At 61.4% G+C, this 19551-nt stretch carries 18 protein-coding genes; 16 read left to right on the top strand and 2 right to left on the bottom strand.

Going from position 1 to position 19551, the window contains the following annotated elements:
* Positions 1-6: 6 nt before the first annotated feature.
* From ASILVAE211_RS20355 to ASILVAE211_RS20320, 8 genes are all read left to right on the top strand, one after another.
* Positions 7-1581 carry an ABC transporter substrate-binding protein gene (locus tag ASILVAE211_RS20355; RefSeq protein WP_227323200.1) on the top strand — a complete coding sequence of 525 codons (1575 nt, stop codon included), beginning with the start codon at positions 7-9 and terminating at the stop codon, positions 1579-1581.
* Complete coding sequence (locus ASILVAE211_RS20350) at positions 1581-2597, top strand: ABC transporter permease (protein ID WP_227323199.1); 1017 nt, start codon at positions 1581-1583, stop codon at positions 2595-2597. Before ASILVAE211_RS20355 ends, ASILVAE211_RS20350 begins: the two co-directional genes overlap by 1 nt.
* Positions 2594-3445: an ABC transporter permease gene (locus ASILVAE211_RS20345; protein ID WP_227323198.1), complete on the top strand. Its 852-nt coding sequence runs from the start codon at positions 2594-2596 to the stop codon at positions 3443-3445. Before ASILVAE211_RS20350 ends, ASILVAE211_RS20345 begins: the two co-directional genes overlap by 4 nt.
* Complete coding sequence (locus ASILVAE211_RS20340; RefSeq protein ID WP_227323197.1) at positions 3442-5268, top strand: ABC transporter ATP-binding protein; 1827 nt, start codon at positions 3442-3444, stop codon at positions 5266-5268. The genes ASILVAE211_RS20345 and ASILVAE211_RS20340 overlap by 4 nt, the downstream gene beginning before the upstream one ends.
* Positions 5269-5343: 75 nt before the next feature.
* Positions 5344-5982 carry a TetR/AcrR family transcriptional regulator gene (locus ASILVAE211_RS20335; protein WP_227323196.1) on the top strand — a complete coding sequence of 213 codons (639 nt, stop codon included), beginning with the start codon at positions 5344-5346 and terminating at the stop codon, positions 5980-5982.
* A 114-nt stretch (positions 5983-6096) separates the two neighbouring features.
* Entirely contained in the window at positions 6097-7410 is a 1314-nt protein-coding gene (locus ASILVAE211_RS20330; protein WP_227323195.1) for an NtaA/DmoA family FMN-dependent monooxygenase, read from the top strand.
* A 9-nt stretch (positions 7411-7419) separates the two neighbouring features.
* On the top strand, positions 7420-8622 hold the full coding sequence (locus ASILVAE211_RS20325) for a Zn-dependent hydrolase (protein WP_227323194.1): 1203 nt from the start codon (positions 7420-7422) through the stop codon (positions 8620-8622).
* Between the two features lie 18 nt (positions 8623-8640).
* Positions 8641-9096, top strand: a complete 456-nt coding sequence (locus ASILVAE211_RS20320; RefSeq protein ID WP_227323193.1) for a hypothetical protein — start codon at positions 8641-8643, stop codon at positions 9094-9096.
* Positions 9097-9099: 3 nt separating this feature from the next.
* Here the strand turns inward: ASILVAE211_RS20320 and ASILVAE211_RS20315 are convergent, their stop codons facing one another.
* Positions 9100-9807 (bottom strand): nitroreductase, encoded by a 708-nt coding sequence (locus tag ASILVAE211_RS20315; RefSeq protein ID WP_227323192.1) that lies wholly within the window; start codon positions 9805-9807, stop codon positions 9100-9102.
* Between the two features lie 241 nt (positions 9808-10048).
* Between ASILVAE211_RS20315 and ASILVAE211_RS20310 the strand changes: the two genes are divergently transcribed.
* The 8 genes from ASILVAE211_RS20310 to ASILVAE211_RS20275 all read left to right on the top strand — a co-directional run bounded on the left by ASILVAE211_RS20310 (position 10049) and on the right by ASILVAE211_RS20275 (position 18455).
* Complete coding sequence (locus ASILVAE211_RS20310; RefSeq protein ID WP_227323191.1) at positions 10049-10966, top strand: polysaccharide deacetylase family protein; 918 nt, start codon at positions 10049-10051, stop codon at positions 10964-10966.
* Positions 10967-11027: 61 nt separating this feature from the next.
* The gene (locus tag ASILVAE211_RS20305) at positions 11028-11861 is read left to right on the top strand and encodes an ABC transporter substrate-binding protein (protein WP_227323190.1); all 834 of its coding nucleotides are present in this window, start codon (positions 11028-11030) and stop codon (positions 11859-11861) included.
* A complete protein-coding gene (locus ASILVAE211_RS20300; protein ID WP_227323189.1) occupies positions 11861-12742 on the top strand; it encodes an amino acid ABC transporter permease in 882 nt (293 codons plus the stop codon). The genes ASILVAE211_RS20305 and ASILVAE211_RS20300 overlap by 1 nt, the downstream gene beginning before the upstream one ends.
* The gene (locus ASILVAE211_RS20295) at positions 12739-13506 is read left to right on the top strand and encodes an amino acid ABC transporter ATP-binding protein (RefSeq protein ID WP_227323188.1); all 768 of its coding nucleotides are present in this window, start codon (positions 12739-12741) and stop codon (positions 13504-13506) included. The genes ASILVAE211_RS20300 and ASILVAE211_RS20295 overlap by 4 nt, the downstream gene beginning before the upstream one ends.
* Positions 13507-13729: 223 nt before the next feature.
* Entirely contained in the window at positions 13730-15319 is a 1590-nt protein-coding gene (locus ASILVAE211_RS26385; RefSeq protein ID WP_227323187.1) for an FGGY-family carbohydrate kinase, read from the top strand.
* Positions 15306-16550: an ROK family transcriptional regulator gene (locus tag ASILVAE211_RS20285; RefSeq protein ID WP_227323186.1), complete on the top strand. Its 1245-nt coding sequence runs from the start codon at positions 15306-15308 to the stop codon at positions 16548-16550. Before ASILVAE211_RS26385 ends, ASILVAE211_RS20285 begins: the two co-directional genes overlap by 14 nt.
* Positions 16551-16630: 80 nt before the next feature.
* Positions 16631-17569: an ABC transporter substrate-binding protein gene (locus ASILVAE211_RS20280; RefSeq protein ID WP_227323185.1), complete on the top strand. Its 939-nt coding sequence runs from the start codon at positions 16631-16633 to the stop codon at positions 17567-17569.
* A 187-nt stretch (positions 17570-17756) separates the two neighbouring features.
* Positions 17757-18455: an SDR family oxidoreductase gene (locus tag ASILVAE211_RS20275; protein WP_319799604.1), complete on the top strand. Its 699-nt coding sequence runs from the start codon at positions 17757-17759 to the stop codon at positions 18453-18455.
* A gap of 51 nt (positions 18456-18506) precedes the next feature.
* Here the strand turns inward: ASILVAE211_RS20275 and ASILVAE211_RS20270 are convergent, their stop codons facing one another.
* Positions 18507-19529, bottom strand: coding sequence for a hypothetical protein (locus tag ASILVAE211_RS20270; RefSeq protein WP_227323183.1), 1023 nt, complete (start codon positions 19527-19529; stop codon positions 18507-18509).
* Between the last annotated feature and the right edge of the window lie 22 nt (positions 19530-19551).

Here is a 19551-nt window from a genome sequence, read left to right as displayed (position 1 = left end):
TTGACCATGGATGATCTTCGCCTTCCGCCTATAGCTGATCTGGCATCATCGGGCGCCACGCGCCGTACTCTGCTGAAGGCCGGTGGCGGGCTAGCCGCCGCCGGACTGCTCGGGCTGGGCGGCGCCTCCGCCCAGGCCGACACGGCGGTGCCAAAAAAGGGCGGTACATTGCGTGTCGCCATTACCGGCGGCACCGCAGGCGACACGCTGGATGCCCATAATACGCTCACCCAGCCCGACAGCTATCGCGTCATGGCCATGTATGACGGGCTCGTGTCCCTGTCCCCGGATGCGCAGGTCATCAACAAGCTTGCCGAAAGCATGGAATGCGATGCCAAGGCAATGTCCTGGACCATTCGCGTGCGCAGCGACGCGAAATTCCATGACGGCCGGCCAGTGACCGCGAAGGACGTCGCCTTCTCCTTCAACCGTATCAGCGACCCGAAGGCGCCGACCGTCGGTGCCGTGGCGCTCGCCCCGCTCGACCTGGGCAATATCCAGTATCTGGACGACCGCACGCTGCGCATACCGACCAAAGTGCCCTACGCCGTTCTGCGCGACGTGATTTCTTGCCCGTTCATGGCCGGCATCGTGCCCACCGACTACGATCCGAAAAAGCCGATTGGCGCCGGGCCTTTCAAGTTCAAGAGCATGACCCCGGCACAGCAGACGGAGTTCACGCGGTTTGACGAATACTATGACGGCCCTGCCTATCTCGACGGCTTCATCCTGCAGGAACAGTTCACCGATAATCTGGCCGCCTATAACGCCTTGCAGGGCGGCCAGGTCGATGCCGTTGCCAATGCACCGGCCAACCTGATCCGCCAGATCAAGAACAGCACGACGCTCAAGGCCCTGCTCTCGGAACCCGCCGAGATCACGCCCTTCACCATGCGCGCCGACAAGCCGCCGTTCAACGACCCCAATGTTCGCATGGCCTTGCGCCTGATGATGGACCGGGAGCGCTTCGTCAAAATCACGCTGTCCGGCTACGGCACGGTCGCGAACGACATCTACGGCCAGTACGATCCGTCCTTCGACAGCTCCCTGGTGCGGCATCAGGATCTGGACCAGGCAAAGTTCCTGCTCAAGAAGGCAGGCGTCGACCGGCTGGAACTTATCACCACGGATATGGCCAATGGCATCATTCCGATGGCTGAAATCTTTGCCCAGCAGGCAGCGAAGGCCGGTGTGAAAGTACAGGTCACGCAAGCCAATAACGACGTCTATTCCGAGAACATGTATTCCAAGGTTCCGTTCTCGCAGGACTTCTTCTTCTATTCGCCGATCATGGGGCAGCCCCCCCTCTCCTTCCTGCCCGGCAGTTTCCTGAATGAAACGCATTGGGCCGACGCGGAATATCTGAAGGTCTATGACGAGGCGAAAGGCATCGTCGATTTCGGCAAGCGGACGGAAATGATCCACCGCCTGCAGCAGATCGAGTTCGAGCGCGGCACCTGGGTCGTGCCGTCCTATAATTCGGTGGTGGATATCCTGGCCAAGAACGTCATGGGCCTACCGAAATCCCGCACCGGATACGCGCTGGGTAATTTCTCGCTCACCAAGGCCTGGCTCGCCTGATGGCCAATGCGGCGTATGGCGCCAGAACAGCAGGACCGCTTGCCTGGATGACGGGAAGCGGCCTTGCTGCCATGCTGCTGCGCCGTCTTCTGCTCGGCCTGCTGACGCTGCTGCTTGTGTCGCTGGTGGTCTTTGCCGCCACCCAGCTTTTGCCGGGCGACGTGGCAACCGCCATTCTGGGCAGAACGGCGACGCCGGCGCGCATCGCCGCGCTGCGGGCCGCGCTTCACCTCAACCACGCGCCGCTCGCACAATACGGGCTTTGGATTCTAGGCCTTCTGCACGGCGATCTTGGCAACTCGCTTGTAACCGGAAAGCCCATTCTGAGCGATATCGCTGGGCGGCTGTATAATTCATCTCTGCTGGTCATCATCACGGCGGTGATCAGCCTGCCTATTGCCGTCATCGCCGGCCTCGCGGCCGCCGTGCGGCATGACCGTGCCACCGATATCGCCTTGTCCACCGTCGCTCTGGCACTCTCCGCCTTGCCCGAATTCGTCATCGGCATCGCTTTGATCATCGTGTCATCCCTTGCCGCGCCGCATGTGCTGCCGATGGTTTCCCTCGTGCAGCCCGGACATTCGCCGCTGCAAACGCCGCGTGTGCTGGTTCTGCCTCTGCTCACCCTTACCCTGGTCGTTTTTCCCTATGTCTTCCGCATGATGCGCGGCTCGATGATCGACGTTCTGGAAAGCGACTATATTGAAATGGCGCGCCTGAAAGGCGTGTCCCCTCACCGCCTGCTGATCGTTCATGCACTGCCAAGCGCGCTGCCGCCGACAATCCAGGCGATTGCACTGACCCTCGCTTATCTCGCGGGCGGCATCGTCGTCGTCGAATATGTCTTTGGCTATGCCGGCATCGGCGAGGGAATCGTCTCGGCGGTCGGGACGCGCGACCTGCCCGAAATTCAGGATTTCACGCTGATCCTGGCAGCCGTCTATGTCTGTCTCAATATCATCGCGGATGTCTGCACGGTGCTTCTGACGCCCAAGCTGCGGACACGCCGCGCATGACAATCCTACACGTTTTTTTTCGGCGGCAAGGCTGGCTTGGCACGATCGCCCTGCTGCTTGTGGTCCTCGTTCTCGCCGTCGTCATTCTGGGACCATTCCTGGCACCGCAATCGCCCACGGATTCCGTCGATGACGTGTTCGCTCTCCCGGCTCCGGGCGAATGGCTGGGTAGCGACGTTCTGGGGCGCGACGTCCTCTCGCGCGTTCTCTCCGGTGGCTGGCGCTTCCTCACCATGGCGGCCATCGCGACCATCCTCGGCGTCGGGGTGGGCAGCCTGCTGGGCGTGACCGCCGCTTTGCGCGGGGGTGTGCTGGATGAGATGATCATGCGCCTCGCCGATGTCGCCCTCGCCTTTCCCCAGCTCATTCTGGCTTTGCTGTTCATGAGCTTCGCCGGATCGAGCCTCAGCCTCGTCGTACTGGTCATCGCCGTCGTGCATATGCCCCAGGTTGCGCGCACCTTGCGGGCGGCAGCACTGAAAGTGGTGGACGAGGATTACGTCCGATATTCGCGCAGCATCGGCCTGCCGCAATGGCGCATCCTGCTGCTCGACATTCTGCCGAACGTGCGCACCACCTTGCTGGTGGAAAGCGGCCTGCGCCTGACCTTCTCCATCGCCCTCATTGCAAGTTTAAACTATCTCAGCTTCGGCGCGCAGCCGCCTTCCGCCGATTGGGGCCTGATGATCCACGAAAATCAGATCGGTATTGAGAGCAATCCCTGGCCGGTAATCGCGCCGGTGGTGCTGATCGCGCTGCTGTCCATCGGCATCAATATCCTGAGCGACCGGCTGTCGCGCGGGGCAAAGCCCAGGCTCGCGGCATCTGAACCGGATGACGCCGCATGACGATGAGCGACGTGAACAGCACCGTGCAGGCCCATGCGGGCATTGTGGTGGAAGACTTGCAGGTCGTGACTGCGCAAGGGGCTGCACCGATCGTGCGGGGTATTTCCTTCGCCGTCACGCCCGGCAGCATTCTTGGCCTGGTCGGGGAATCGGGCTCCGGCAAAACCACGGCTGGCCTTGCGCTGCTGGCCCATGCGCGGCCCGGCCTCAAGATTGCCGCGGGCCGGGTGAGCATCGGCGGCGTGTCGATGCTGAACCTTTCGGCGCGTGAGCTGCGGACAATGCGCGGGCGCGAAATCACTTATGTACCGCAGGATCCGGCGACGGCCCTGCATCCAGGCCTACGCCTGCGCACGCAACTCGCCGAATGCCTGCGCAATCCGGCGGATGCGACGGACGAGCGGCTGCACCGGCTGCTTGAGGATGTCGGCCTGCCCGACCCTGCGCGCATTCTCTCCGCTTTTCCGCATGAACTATCGGGCGGCCAGCAGCAGCGTATCGCGATTGCCATGGCTTTCGCGCCGCAGCCCCAGGCCATCCTGATGGACGAGCCGACGACGGCGCTGGATGTGACCACGCAGACCCGCGTGCTGCACCTGGTGCGCGCCATGGCGCAGCAGCATCGCACGGCCATCGTCTATGTCAGCCACGATCTGGCAGTTGTCGCAGCACTCGCCGACCAGGTCGCCGTCATGTATGCGGGCGAGATTGTAGAGGCCGGCACGGCCGCGCAGGTTCTGGAGCGCCGCCTGCATCCCTATACCGGCGCGCTGCTGCGTGCGGTGCCGGATCCGGATCAGGCGCTGGTGCTGAAAGGCCTGAGCGGTCATGCGCCGGACCCGGCGCATCGGCCACCGGGCTGCGCTTTCGCGGCAAGATGCGACCTTGCCGAGGATGCCTGCCGGCTAGCGCCACCGGCCGATCTGGTGGCGGAACCTGGGCATGTGGTGCGTTGCCGACGCATGGGCCAGACCGCAATCTCCCGGCCTCAGGCGATGGCACAGCCAATACTGTCACAACCCCAGGCCGCTCCGCTGCTGACTCTGAGCGGCCTTGGTGCCTGGCATGGGCGGCAGGTGCTGCATGATATCGCCATCGACATCGCCGGTGGCCGCTGCACGGCGGTGGTGGGCGAATCCGGATCCGGCAAAACCACGCTGGCGCGCTGTATCGCCGGGCTGCATGCCCATTGGACTGGCGATATACGCCTCAACGGCGCGCCGTTGAGACCGTCTGCCGGCCAGCGAAGCCGAGAGCAATTGCGGCGCATTCAATACGTCTTCCAGAATCCCTATGCGTCGCTCAACCCGCGCCAAACCATTGGCCAGTCGCTGCTGGTGGCGGGCCGTCATCTGCGGGGATCGAAAGCCATCTCGCGGTCCGAAATCCTGGCAGCGCTTGCCTCCGTCGGCCTGCCGCACAGGGCGGCCGATGCCTTTCCGGGGCAGCTCTCAGGTGGTCAGCGGCAGCGCGCGGCCATTGCACGCGGATTGATCTGCCAGCCGGATCTGCTGGTCTGCGATGAGATCACCTCGGCGCTCGACGTCTCGATTCAGGCGACGATTGTGGAACTTTTGCTGCGCCTACAGCAGCAACGCGGGCTGAGCATGCTGTTCGTCGCCCATAACATCGGTCTGGTGCGCAGCATCGCGCAGGATATCATCGTCTTGCAGGCTGGCAGGATCGTTGAATCCGGTCCCACGCAGGTGGTTCTCTCCGCCCCAAAAGCCAAGGAAACGGCGCGTCTGATGCAGGATGCACCGCGCTTCGCAGCAGGCTTGCAGGTGGCACCCGCGCGTCACATAGCGCCCATGGTCGTTTGATGCCGCTTCAAAATCGTGCTTACGCTCCGTGCCATACGCCCATGACGGCGGATAAAAAACGGAGCGCGTGGCGCGATGGCTGAACTGACACTGCGCAAAAAAGGCAAGCAGCGTCGCATCGAACAGGTTCTTGATGCGGCACAGGCGCTTTTTCATGAGCAGGGCTATAATGCGACGAAGATCGAAGACATTGCCAAGCGCGCTTCGGTCGTTCCCGGTACCGTCTACAATTATTTCTCGACCAAGCCGAATATCCTGATGCAGCTCGCCTTGCGCCATGTCGAAGCGGCACTGCCCGAGCGGCGGCGCTTCATGGCGCGTCTGCCGTCAGCCCCGATTGACGGCATCTTCGCCTTTGAATGCCTGCTCGCCGAGCAGGCGCTGCGGCATCTGTCTCGCGAATCCTGGCGCGCGCTGATGGCTGCTCAATATCTGGAGCCGGAAGGCCCCGTGCACCGCACCGGCCTGCGTCTTAACCTTCTGATCAAGCGGCAATATGTCACCATCCTCGCGACCTACCAGCAACGCGGCCGCATCCAGGCCTGGGTGCACGTGGCGGAATTGGCGGATCTGATCGTGGGCATCACGACCTGGAACTTCTCGCGCCGCATTGCGTCTTCCACGATGAGTCAGGCGGATGTTCTCAGGATCGGCGGACCGCAACTGCGCCTCATCATGGAAGGGCTGCTGACGCCCCATGAAGACAGCGCCTAAACAAATTTGCAGTTAACTTCATTTTTCTGGTTGTGCCTCCACTATAACCCGCTTTAGCCTGCCTGCCGTGTGGGACGTGATCTCCAAAGTAATTGGCCTGAGCGGGTGAAAAGCATGAGCGGTAATCCATTCCATCTGGGATTGTTTCTTCAAGGATCGAGCGTGCAGGCCTGGGGTGAAGCCTGGACCGGCCATATCGGCACCAGCTGGATGGTCCCCGATCTTTTCCTTGATGTTGCGCGGTCCCTGGAACGCGCCTGCTTCGACTATATTCTGCTCGAAGATTCCTCCTATGTCGGTGAAAGCTACGGCAATTCCCGCGAAGTCTATCTTCACAACGGTCTGGCCGTGCCAAGGCAAGACCCTTCCGTCGTCGCCACCATGATGATCGCGGCGACGTCGCGGATTGGGATTGTGCCGACCTTCGCCACCTTCGCCTATCCGCCCTATCTGCTCGCTCGCCTCATGTCGACGCTCGATCAGGTCTCCTCCGGCCGCGCCGGCTGGAATATGGTGACGGGAAGTTCCGACTTCGCGGCACGCAATTTCGGTCTCGACGGCCTGCCCGAGCATGACATGCGCTATGAGATGGCCGAGGAATATATCGATCTGGTTTCAAAGCTTTGGGATTCCTGGGAGCCGGGTGCGCTTGTCGCCGACAGCGAAAGCGGCATGCTGATCGACCATACCAAGGTTCACCAGATCGATTTCGACGGCCGTTTCTACAAATCCCGTGGGCCTCTGAATTCCGGCCCCTGCCCGCAAGGCCGGCCGGTGATCGCCCAGGCCGGCGGGTCGGCGCGTGGCCGCGCTTTTGCGGCGTCGAACGCGGATACGATCGTTGCCTCGACAAACGGGCCTGAGGGCATGAAGGCCTATCGTGACGATGTGCGCGCCCGCATGGCCGCAAGCGGCCGCAACCCGGACAATTGCAAGGTGCTCTTCCTGGTCTCGCCCATCATCGCCGAAACCAAGGAAGACGCGCAGCGCGTGAAGGAGCGCCGTGCGGCGCTGAATGCGGCTCAGGTTGACCGCAAACTGGCTTTTCTCGGCAAGATCACCAATATCGACTTCAAGCAGTTCGATCTCGATGCCCCTGTCGGCGAACTCAAGACAAACGGCCATCAGCAGACACTGGACGAATTCAAGCGCAAAGCCGGCAGCAAGACGCTGCGCCAGGCGATTACGGAACATAGCGGCGACGGTGGCTCTGTCCCTCTGATCGGTTCTCCGGACGATATCGCGAGCCAAATGGCGGAAGCCATGCAGCATGCCGGCGGCGACGGCTTCCTGCTCTCGCTTCCCAATCTGACGCGCCGGACATTGGCCGAAATCGAGGATGGGCTTGTGCCCGCCCTGCAAAAGCGCGGCCTCGCCCGCCGCGCGTACGGCCATACCCAATTCCGCGACAATCTTCTGGAATTCTGAGCGCGGATCATGGTCAGCATCGATACGGGGCGCTTTCTGGCCGATCTGCATGAGTTGCGGCAGATCGGCGCCTATAAGACGGGCGTGCATCGCCCAACCTATTCGCCGCAGGATATGGAATCCCGCCGCTGGCTAATGGACAGGATGGCAGAGATCGGGCTGAACCCGAGCATAGACGGTATCGGCAATGTCTACGGCCGGCATCAAGGCCCCGGCCCGCATCTTTTGGCCGGTAGCCATATCGAAAGCCAGAACTATGCCGGCTGGCTGGACGGCGCACTTGGCGTCGTCTCCGCGCTGGCGCTGGCCCGCGCGGGGCTTCCCGTCGATGTCTGCGCCTATGCCGATGAAGAGGGCCATTTCGAAGGCGGCTTTCTCGGCAGTCGTTCGATCATCGGCGATTTGAGCGAGGAAGAAATCGACCGGTCGCACAATCGGACGGATGGCACGCCGCTGCGGCAGGCGCTGGCGGATGCGGGACTTGCCGGCAAACCCCGCATGACGCTGGAGCCGGGGCGGCACAAGGGCGCGTTCGAAATGCATATAGAGCAGGGAACGCAACTTGAAAAGGCCAATTTGCGCGCCGGCGTTGTCACCGGCATCGTCGCGATCTGGCAATATCGGATCTGGATCGACGGCCAGCAGGATCACGCCGGCGGCACCACCATGGATGAGCGCCGTGACGCAGGCCTGACCGCGATCCGCCTGCTGTCAGCGGTCGACCGTGAATTTCCGCGCGTCTGTGGGCCGCGGTCAACCTGGACGACGGGCCGCATTACGCTCGACCCCGGTGCGCCCTCCATCATTCCGGGGCAGGCCATGATTCTCTTCCAGTTCCGCGACATCGACATGACGGTTCTGGAACGCATGGAAACGACACTTCGCGCTCTGGTGCAGGAGAGCAATCGCAACGAGCGGTGCAAGGCGCGCGTGGAGACCGTGAGCCGGTCGACGCCCATTGCCTGCGACCCGACCATGCTCGCAGCACTGGACGCCGCCGCCGAGGCATGCGCCCCCAGCCTATGGCAACGAATGCCCAGTGGCGCCGGCCATGATTCGCAATATCTCGGCCGCCTCATGCCGGTCGCCATGCTCTTCACGCCCAGCATTGGCGGTGTCAGTCATCACTGGTCCGAAGATACGCGGGAAGAGGATCTTGCTTTGTGCTGCGACATTCTGGGCGACGCGGCAGAGCGTTTTCTGCAAGCCTGAAACATCAAGGACCGTCCAATGGACCAAGGGTCGCATGATCGTGTTGTCCGCTATATCGCGGATAACCGCTTTCCGTTTCCGGGACAGACCACCTGGCCGGCCGATTATGTGACCCTGACCAATGTGCCGGTCCGCAGACAGGGCATTCCCTGCGAAGGCAGCATCCATTACCCGGATATTCTGGTCGTCGATGCAACTGGCCAAGCATGCGAGATCGGTGAGGTGGAATACGCGGTCGGGCCGGACCTCCTGCCGCATCTTCGCGCCTGCTCGGACGCCGCCGATGATCTGACGCCGACCAAAGTGCGGCATTTCTTTCTCTATGTGCCGCTGGGCCTGGAATCCGCGGCGACCGCACTTCTGGACCAGGCCGGCATTTCCTACGCCGGCGTCAGAAGCTTCCACATTGATGATACAGGCGCTATCAGCATTACGCCTCACGTCACGCATGGTGACAGCTACGATCACCAATAGGCGTTAAGCCTCCCCGTTTGGAAAAAATGGCGACGCCCGCATCGTGCGCACCTGATTGATCGGCGCGCTCTCGTCCCGATAGCCGACGGCCATGCCGCAAATCAGCGTCAGGCTGGACGGCAGACCCAGCATCGCCTCAATGGTCGGCGCATACATGGCCCAGTCCGCCTGAGGGCAGGTATCCAGGCCCGCTTCGCCGAGCAGCAGCATCACGGTTTGCATATAGATGCCGAGGTCCAACCACTGATAAGGCCCGAAGTCACGATGCATGAGAAAGAACAGACCCAGCGGCGCCCCGAAGAACTGGACATTCTCGTCGATCCAGGCCTTGCGCGCTGCCTTGTCATCCCGGTCGATGCCGAGAGCCGCATAAAGACGCGCGCCATTCTCGATACGGCGCGCCATATGGGCCGGCGACAAGGTCGCAGGATAGAAAGGCGTCGGCATAGGATCGCCATCCGGCCTGTCAAAGCAAAGCTTGGCCATGGCGGTTTTTAGAGCCGTGAGGGTTTGACCCTGCACAATATGCACAGTCCAGGGCTGAAGATTGCCGCCAGAAGGAGCACGCGCGGCGCGGATGAGGATATCTGAGACGATATCGGCATCAACCGGATCGGCAAGGAAGGCGCGCACAGACAGGCGGGCGTCGACAATCTCGGAAACACTGCGCTTGGGTGAATCTGTTTCCGGGCCAGTACTGGTCTTTGCCAAGATGCTATCCTGTATCTGACTGATGATCATACGACGTACCATCACCACGGTAGAATTGCGTCCGGCCAAGTCAATCAGGGAACATCGTCATTTTGTCTGCCAGGCGGCGAATTTGGAGTTGACGCTAAGATCTGCGCCGTTGAACATGCCTGGACCAAATCTTGCATGGACACAGGCAGCCGCGAGGTCAGATCCGCCGTATTCCGCAAGGTCCAGCTCAAGACGAGGATAGAGACACCGCATGGCCTTGAAACTGATTGCCAACCCACCTCCCTGGCCAGATGGCGCGCGTTGCGCGGTTTGCTTCGCCTTTGATTTCGACGCCGAAAGCCTGCTGCATCTTTATTACCCCAATGATTCACGCCGCCGCATCAACCTGTCATCCAGCCTGCGCTACGGCGCGCGGGTTGCCGTGCCACGCATCGTGGACATCTGGCGCCATTTTGAGATGCGGCAGACGATGTATGTGCCGGGCTGGTGCGTGGAAGCCTATCCCGATGCCATCAAGGCACTTGTCGATGACGGGCATGAGATTGGCCATCACGGATGGCTGCACGAACGCGTCAATCAATTATCCCCGGAAGACGAGGAAGCGGTCCTCGTCCGTGGCATGGAGGCTATCAACAAAGCCACCGGCCGGCCGCCGGCCGGGTATCGCTGCCCTTCCGGCGCGTTTTCGGAACATACGCTCGATCTCCTGATCAAGCACGGCTTCCGCTATGACGCGTCACTCGGCGGTGACGATATTCCCTATCTTCTGCAAAGCGACAGCGGCAGTCTGATCGAATTGCCATCCGACCATGCTCTGGATGACTGGCCCCAATATGTGAACATGAAAGAGTTCAATATGGGGCAAACGACGCGCTCGCCGGCCCAGGCCATGGACGTGTTCCGCGCCGAATTCGACGCTGCCTGGGCGCATGGCGGCCTCTGGTCTTCCATCTGGCATCCTTTCGTCTCCGGCCGGCTGGCGCGGGCGGAGGCGATGGTCGAACTCATCACCTATATGAAAGACAAAGGCGGCGTCTGGTTCGCGACCATGGAAGACATCGCAAACCATATCGACGGCCTCATCACCTCCGGTCAGTGGCAGCCGCGCGCCGAACAACTGCCCTTCTGGCCCGAACCCGTGCCGCAGATCGTTTTTCCTTCCCGTTGATTTCGCCTACCTGCCATCATTTTCAACCCTGTTTGATTTTCATCGGTTCTCAGGAGACTTCATGTTCAGGCTCCGACTTTTCACGCTCGCTGCTGCTGCGCTGCTCCCGTTTGCGGCTCACGCACAAAGCCTGCCGCCCGATATCGCCCAAAAGGGCGTCATCAATGTCGCGCTCAACGCGGATTACCCGCCGCTGGAGCTGCATGATCCGAAAACCAATGCGATCGAGGGTTTCGATATCGATCTCGCGGGCGCCGCTGCCAAGATTCTCAATGTCAAGCTCAACTGGCAGGATGGCCCCTTTGAACAGATGATTCCGTCGCTGCAATCCGGCCGGTCGGACATGATCATGAGCGGCATCTATGATATCCCCAAGCGCCGCGCTTTGTTCGACTTCGTCGATTATCTGAAGGCCGGCGGTGCCTTTTATACCACCACCGACAATACCGATCTCAAGACGCTGACCGATCTCTGCGGCAAGACCGTGTCCACAAGCGAGGGCACCAATTTCCCGACGACGATAAAAGCCTGGAGCGACAAAACCTGCGTCGCCGCCGGCAAGCCTGCGGTTGTCGTCATTACGGATGCGAGCCTGGCCCAGGAATTGACCAATCTCCGCACTGGCCGGGCCGACGCGGCGATGCAGGGGCTTGAAACCATCCCGACCGTTGTGCAGATGCAGGGGAGCAGCAAATACCGCCCGCTCGGGGAGCCGATCTCCTCCGCTCTCATGGGCGCCGCCTTCCCGAAATCCGACACGCAATTGCGGAATGCCTGGCAGGCCGCCTTGCTGAAAACCGTGTCTGACGGAACGTATGAGACTCTGATTAAGAAATGGAAGCTGGATTATAGCGCCTATCCCAGCATGACGCTGAACCAGGGCCCCACGCCCTGATGAGCGATGCCGCTCGGTTGAAGACGATCGCGGAAGACGCGGCCCATCAGCAGGAGCTTGATATCGCCAATCTGCGGCATATCAAGCCGAGGCACTATGGAAGGATGATCGCAGCCGCTATCATCCTTCTATTGGCGGCGCTCCTTGTCCGCGCCTTCGCAGAGGGCCAGATCGGCTGGGCCGTGGTCGGCCAATACATCTTCTGGCCGACCATTATGATGGGTGTCGTCAACACCGTTTGGCTTTCAGTCGCCAGCATGGCAATCGGCGTTATTCTCGGCGGGCTATGTGCCGTGGCACGCAGTTCGCCGAATGCCGTGCTGCGGACCGTGGCACTGTTCTACACATGGTTCTTCCGCGGAACGCCAATCATATTGCAGCTTCTGGTCTGGTATAATTTGGCTCTGGTCTTTCCGCATATCGGCATCAAGGGCATCTGGTACGCCAAGACCGTGCATGTCATGACGCCCGCCGCCGCAGCCCTTCTCGGTCTCGGTCTCAACGAGGGCGCCTATATTTCAGAAATCATGCGCGCGGGGCTTCTGGCCGTCGATGTCGGACAATATGAGGCCTGCAAGGCGATCGGCATGCCCAGGCTGATGATGCTGAGGCGTATCATCATGCCGCAGGCATTGCGCGTGGCCATTCCGCCGCTCGGCAACGAATTCATCGGTCTCGTGAAGACATCGTCCCTCGCCAGTATCGTGGGATTCACCGATCTTCTGAAAGCATCCGAGAATGTCTATTACGTCAACACGGCGGTGATGGAGCTTCTGCTTGTGGCCGGTCTATGGTACCTCGTCGTGGTGACGGTTTTGTCGGTCTTCCAGCGCAGCCTGGAGCAGCGGGCCAGCCGTGGTTTTGCAAGAGCAGCACGATGACCCGGCGTGTCGTCTCCGCCGTCAAGGTCGGTAAAAGCTTCGGCCCATTGCAAGTGCTGACCGAAGTGTCTCTGGATGTGCATCTGGGCGAGGTCGTCTGCATCATCGGGCCGTCAGGCTCCGGCAAGACCACCTTTCTGCGCTGTATCAACCAGCTTGAATCCATCAGCGCCGGGGCGCTGTGGGTGGACGGAGAACTCACCGGCTATCGGCGGGTCGGTGATGCGCTTCATCCGCTGTCGGAAAGAGAGATCCTGCGGCAGCGGCGATCCACGGGCATGGTGTTTCAGCGCTTTCATCTGTTCCCGCACCTGACGGCACTCGGCAATATCATTGAAGGACCGGCGCGCATCCTGAAACGGCCTATGGCCCAGGTGCGCGAAGAAGGGATGGCGCTGCTGGAGCGCGTTGGGCTTGCGGACAAGGCCAATGCCTATCCTGCCCAGCTGTCTGGCGGCCAACAGCAGCGCGTCGCCATCGCCCGCGCCCTGGCGATGCAGCCGAAGCTTATTCTGTTTGATGAACCAACTTCCGCGCTCGATACCGAACTGGTCGGCGAAGTGCTGCAAGTCATGCGCGACCTTGCCCGTTCAGGCATGACGATGATCGTCGTCACGCATGAGCTGAAATTCGCGGCCGAGGTCGCCGACAGGGTCGTGTTCATGGACGCGGGTCGAATTTTGGAGGAAGCGCCACCGTCCGCCCTGCTGTACCAGCCGCAGCACGATCGCACGAAACGCTTCCTGTCCAGCTTCGCACGATAAGTCTGACCGGCTCGGAGTCCCTCAACGGACCGTTTGAGGGAACTCTCTCCGAGATGGTCAATCCACGTCAAATGGCAATTTTGACCAAATTTGGTCAAAATATATTGCATCTGAAGCAGAGCCCCCTTATCTAGGCTAAACGAGGAAACGGGGATCCACAAAAAGATCCCGGAACAAGGCTCAGCCCGCTTATGGATCAGTCACGCCCTATGAAGGCCGCACGGTGACCGGCTTCATCATCGGTCTGGACTTCGGCACGCTGTCTTTGCGTGGCGTGCTGATCAATGCGGCCACGGGCAAGGCAGAAGCAAACCAAGCCGCCGACTACCGGCATGGCGTGATGACAAGCCATCTACCCAGTGGACGTCGCCTACCCCCGCAATATGCGCTTCAAGATGCGGCCGATTATAGCGAAGCAGCCGAAAGCGTTCTGCGCCATCTGGGCCAGGGGCGGCACATCCTTGGCATCGGCCTCGATTTCACCGCGAGTTCGCCTCTGCCGGCGCGCGCTGATGGAACACCCCTGTCGGCCCTGCATCCGGACGAGCCGCATGCCTATGTCAAACTCTGGAAGCATGCGGCGGCGCAACCTCTGGCCGATGCCATCAATGCACGAGGGGGCGACTTCCTCGAATCCTGCGGCGGGCGCCTCTCGGGTGAGTGGATGCTGCCTAAAGCCGCTCAGATCCAGCAGGAGGCCCCTGCTATCTGGGATCAGGCCGCGCGCTTCATCGAAAGTGGCGACTGGATGACCTGGCAACTCACCGGGATCGAGCGTCGCAGCCTCGATTTCGCGGCCTATAAGGCGCAATATCGGCCCGGCATCAGCTATCCCGATGATGTCGTGCCAGGGCTGGCTGACCGGCTGGGGATGCCCGCCACCGTCGGGACTGCGGTCGGTCCGTTGAACGATGACTGGCGCCGGCGCACGGGCATATTGGGGGCCGCGATCGTTGCTGTCGCCGTCATCGATTCCCATGCCGTGCTGCCAGCCGTGGGTGCCGTGCGCCCCGGGGCCTGGGTCGGCGCGCTTGGTACCTCCGCCGCCTATCTGCTGCTCGAAGACAAGCCCCTTCCCCTGCCACCCGGCCTGGAAGCGTGCGCCGAGGGTGCCGTTCTCCCCGAACTCTGGTGTTACGAAGCCGGCCAGGCCGGTTTCGGCGATATGCTCGGATGGTTTGTCCAGACCTTTCCGCGCGATGCCGACCTTGCCCGCAACTTCGCGCTCTACAATGCCGAAGCGGCCGGTCTGGCGCCGGGAGAAAATCACCTCGTCGCGCTTGACTGGTGGAGCGGCAATCGTGTGCCTTACGCCGATTCCCATCTCAGCGGTCTGCTGGCCGGTTTCACAATGGGTACGACCGGGGCCGGCATCTACCGCGCCCTTCTCGAAAGTCTCTGCTACGGCGCGCATTTCGTGAAAGACTGCCTGACGCAGGGCGGGCTCGCGGTGTCAGAAATCCTTCTCACCAGCGGACTTGCGCACCGCAACCCGCTGCTCGTTCAGATCATGGCGGATGTCCTGGGACAGGACATAACGGTGCCAGCGCTGGAAAACCCGACAGCCGTCGGTGCCGCCATTCATGGTGCCGTGGCCGGTGGTGTGGTGGCCGATTTCACCGAGGGCGCTATGCGCTTCGGTGCCAGTGCCGGAACGCTCTACCATTGCGACGATCGACAACATTCGGCCTATCAGCGGATTTATCGCAGCTATCGGCAACTCGCCGAGGACAAGACGGTCCGGGACACGTTGCACGACCTGAACCACCATCAGCAGAATGCTTTCCTGGGGTCGGCCCGTGACATGGCGTGATCTGGCAACGCCCACGAGCGGCGCAGGCCTTATTCTTTCCCTGGTGGCGGGCGGTATCGCGCGATCGCGCGCGGACCTGGTAACGGCGACCGGATTTTCCCGCACGACTGTCGTGCAGCACCTGACGCAGTTGCTCGGCGCAGGCCTGCTGGACGAAACCCCCGAGCCCAAGCGGCAGGGCGGCGGCAGACCCTCCGCCATGCTGCGTCTGGCCCCGGATGCCGCCACTGTGCTGGTCGCCGATATCGGCGAGACGCATGCGCGATTGGCGATCGTCGATCTCAGCCCTGCCCTTCTCGCCGAATGCGTTATCCCGATCACCCTGGCAGACGGGCCGGGTGCGGTTTTGGCCCAGCTCGCCCGCTGCTGGCTTGCATTGCTCGATCAATCTAGACGAGCCGTCGCGGATGTGCTGGGCATGGGCATCGGCCTTCCCGCCCCTGTCGATCATGCGGGTGGCCGTGTCGTGGGTCCGTCCGTCATGCCCGGCTGGGACGATTTCGACATCTGCGGCTGCCTCAGCACGTTCATCCCGGCTCCGGTCCTGGTCGAAAACGACGTCAACCTCATGACGCTGGCGGAATTCCGCACTTACTGGCCCGAGGCGGGTCAGTTTCTGTTCGTGAAGGCCGGCAACGGCATCGGCAGCGGCCTCATGACCGACGGCCGGCTCTATCGTGGCGCCCAGGGAGCCGCGGGCGACATTGGGCATATGCAGATCGACCGAAGGGGCGGTCCGCTCTGCCGCTGCGGCAAGCATGGCTGCCTGGAAGCCCATGCTGCGGGCTGGGCCGTGGCACGGGACCTGCGCAGCACCGGCCTCGCGCTGAACAGCGCGCGCGACGTCATCGGATCATTCGAAGCGGGTCAGGCGGAGACGACAGCGCGGCTGGAGGCGGCTGGCGTCGCACTCGGAGATGGCATCGCCCATGCCGTCAGCCTGTTCAACCCGAGCACCATCGTTATCGGCGGCACGCTGGCCGATGCGGGAGAGACACTGCTTTCAGGTATCCGCACGCAGTTGCATGCGCGCAGCCTGCCGCTCGCCATCCGGCATCTCGGCATTCATCGCGCCCATGGCGGGCGGGATGCCGGCCTGCTTGGCGCGGCGCGGCTCGTCATCGAGACGAGGCTGAGCCCGGCGCACGTGGATACGACCATCGCCGCGCACACGAAAGCCGCCCGCCGTTCGGTGGCAGGGCTGAAGGAGCGGCGTCTTAAACTCGTCTGACCATCAGGTTTGCCGAGACAACCGCGATTGCCGATGAGCCGGGCACCGCGAACATCAATACGGGCTCAGGAAACAGAGCGATGAAGAAAACACTTATTGCGGCAGCCTTAGCCTCTCTCAGCCTGGTTGCTTTCACCGGCGCCGCTTCCGCCAAAGACCTGCAAACTCTTGGCATCACGGTAGGGTCGCTCGGTAATCCCTATTACGTGGCGCTGGTGAAGGGTGCCACGGCGGAAGCGAAGAAGATCAACCCGAATGCGCAAGTGACCGCAGTATCCGCCGATTACGATCTCAACAAGCAGTTCACCCAGATCGACAATTTCATCGCCAAGGGCGTGTCGATGATCCTGGTGACGGCGGCTGACCAGAACGCGATCCTGCCGGCAATCAAGCGTGCCCAGGCGGCGGGAATCACCGTCATCGGTGTCGACGTCAATGCCGAGGGCGCGGATGCCGTGGTACAGACCAACAATGTGGAAGCCGGCAAGATTTCGTGCGCTTTCCTGGCAGACAAGATCAATCATAAAGGCAATGTCATTATCGAGAATGGCGAGCAGGTGTCGGCCGTGATCGACCGCGTGACCGGCTGCAAGGCGACGCTCGGCCAATATCCCGACATCAAGATTATAAGCGACAATGAGAACGGGCATGGCTCGCGTGACGGAGCCTTTGTCGTCGGCCAGGGCTATTTCGTCCGCTTCTCCGACATTGCCGGGATTTTCGCAGTCAATGATCCGCAGGCAATCGGCACCGAACTAGCCGCCAAGCAGGCGCATCGGGACCAGGGGCTTGTCATCACCTCGGTCGATGGCGCGCCGGATATCGTGAACGAACTTAAAACCAACTCTGCCATTCAGGCCTCCGCCTCGCAGGATCCTTATTCGATGGGTGAGATCGGTGTGAAGACGGGCTATGGCATCATGAACGGTCAGAAGCCTGCCGAGCGGACCACGCTTATGGCGCCCAAGCTGATCACACGGGAGAACGTGGACAGCTACGTTGGGTGGACGCAACACTGACGGTTTAAACGGGTTCGCGTTGGGTCGCATCTGCGGCCCAACGCGAAAGATTCGGCCTGACAGAATAAGCGTATTGGCTTAGCATCGCTGGGCATGCCAGCTGCAACGCCGGTTGGCGGTACAACCCGAAGAAAAGCTAATAAAAAGGGAAATACCGATGTGGGGTTTGGACGGACGAATAATTTTGGTGACGGGTGCTTCGGGGGGGATCGGCGGTGCCACCGTGCGCCAGCTAGTCGCAGCCGGCGCTGACGTCATCGCGAGCGGCCGGTCGACGGAGGCTTTGAACAAACTGGCGGCCGAAACAGGCTGCCGCACCCTCGCCTTCGATCTTGATTCGGAGGAGAGTATCAAAACGGCCTTGCAGGGTCTGGATCTCTGGGGTGTCGTCAACTGCGGCGGCTTTGGCGGTGAAATAGCAACACCCATGGAAACGGACATTTCCGTTTTTGATCGGGTGATGAGCATTAACGCGCGCGGGGCGCTGTTGGTGACGAAATATGCCTCGCAGTCGATGATCCGCCTTGGACAAGGAGGCTCGATCGTCAATGTCTCCAGCCAGGCGTCTCTGGTCGCGCTGAAGGGACATATCTCCTACGGCTCATCGAAAGCGGCGCTCGACAATATTACGCGCGTGTCCGCCCTTGAACTGGGCCGCTACAATATTCGCGTCAATAGCGTCAATCCAACCGTCGTCATGACCGAGATGTCGGCCTTCTATTGGGGCCGGCCGGATATCGGCGATCCGTTCCTCAACCAGATGCCGCTGCACCGGTGGGCCACGGAAGATCAGATCGCCTCGCCTATCGTTTTCCTGCTCGGCGACGGTGCTGCGATGATTACCGGCGTATCCTTGCCGATCGACGGCGGCTTTACGGCCTGCTGAAAAAGACGACGCCGGATCGGTTGAATTCCGATCCAGCCTCGCCGGTTTCGATCAGCCCCGCAAAACGGCTTCGGTGATTTCCTGATCCGCTTCCAGCTTGCGGCGCGGGCGCAAACCTTCCTTGGCCAGCGCGTCGTGGTAGGCGCGGACGGCGTCAGACGGTGACACGTCGCCGTCAGCCACGCCCCGCATGAAGCGCAGGAGAGTCAGAGGCGATTCAGCGAGGTTGATCTTACGACCAAACAACGCAAGACGCGCGCCGGCCTGTTCCGATTGGCGCAGCAGCTCAAACGTGTCGCGCGTCGTGCCGGCACCACCGCCCAACACGCCGATGACGACTGTGGGGTCATAATTCGCCAATTCTGCAATAGCACGATGGCCATTGAACGGAATCTTGAGGAAGCGCGGCCGCTCCACCTGCGTCAGGCCCGACAGGCAGCGCAGCAGGCAGTCATTGACAAAAGAGGGTGAGGTTTCCGGCGTCAGCCCGACAGGCGCATTCGGGTTGAAGACTTCCAGAAAATAGGTGAAGCCCAGGCGTACGGCTTCCTCGCGGAAGGCCGCGAAAGCATCCAATGACCGCATATCGGCATCAAGATCATTGTTGAAGGTGATGGAATACAGACCAAGATCGGTACCGGTGATCGGGTCGCCTTTCTTGCCGTCCTGCTTGCCATACATGACCTGCGCGATGGTGGCGGTGCGATAGGGACGGGACTTTTCCTTCGCATAGCTTGATCCGCGCACGCCGCCCCAGCAATCCGTCGCGTCATTGGCGCGGATGGCGGGCTTTACGGCAGAGGTCTTATACACACCTTCCTGATGCAGACGCTCCATATTCGATACCGAGGTCAGCATGATATCGACGATATCCTGCTTCACGACCGTGGTGATCTGATCCAGATAGTCGCGCCGCGTCTTCCATCCGATCTGCTCATTCTGCGCATCGTATAGCGGCCCGCCGGTCGTGATGCCGGACCCCATATCGCCGTCCTTGGCGTCCGCGATAATGAAATCGCCTTTGCGATAGTCACCGGACAGAATGCGGGTCAGCTTGTCGTCAAGGCGCGCCATGGGGAATCTCCCAGATATGGTG

This window comes from Acidisoma silvae (genome assembly GCF_020618775.1).
GTDB classification, from domain to species: domain Bacteria; phylum Pseudomonadota; class Alphaproteobacteria; order Acetobacterales; family Acetobacteraceae; genus Acidisoma; species Acidisoma silvae.
Note: the sequence above shows the minus strand (reverse complement) of the source record. Positions and strands in the feature narration are given on the sequence as shown.